This is a genomic window from Pseudoalteromonas sp. 19-MNA-CIBAN-0066 (assembly GCF_040308705.1).
Classification (GTDB): Bacteria; Pseudomonadota; Gammaproteobacteria; order Enterobacterales; family Alteromonadaceae; genus Pseudoalteromonas; species Pseudoalteromonas nigrifaciens.
Map to the genome: position 1 here is coordinate 1 of NZ_JBEONZ010000400.1, position 239 is coordinate 239.

At 37.7% G+C, this 239-nt stretch carries 1 protein-coding gene; it reads right to left on the reverse strand.

Annotated features, from left to right (window positions below; translation table 11 throughout):
- A partial coding sequence (locus AAEZ18_RS19595) for a glucosaminidase domain-containing protein (RefSeq protein WP_352256125.1) occupies positions 1 to 239 on the reverse strand: 239 nt, incomplete at both ends.

Consider the following 239-nt stretch of genomic DNA (forward strand, 5'->3'; position numbering starts at 1 on the left):
CCTTTTGTGTAACACCACTGACCAAAAAAGTTAAGGCCAATACGTGCAAAACGCGAAGTGCCCCATGCAGATTCGTTTGCAGCTTGCATAAGCGCTAATTCTTTAGGAATTATATCAACACGGCGCAATGCTTGCGTAAGTATTAGCGTATCAACTGTGGTTGGTAAGTCATACGACTTTAAAATTTTAGCAATATCTTTGTTTTGCTTTTTTTCTAAAGGTAATTCGTTTTGTAACAT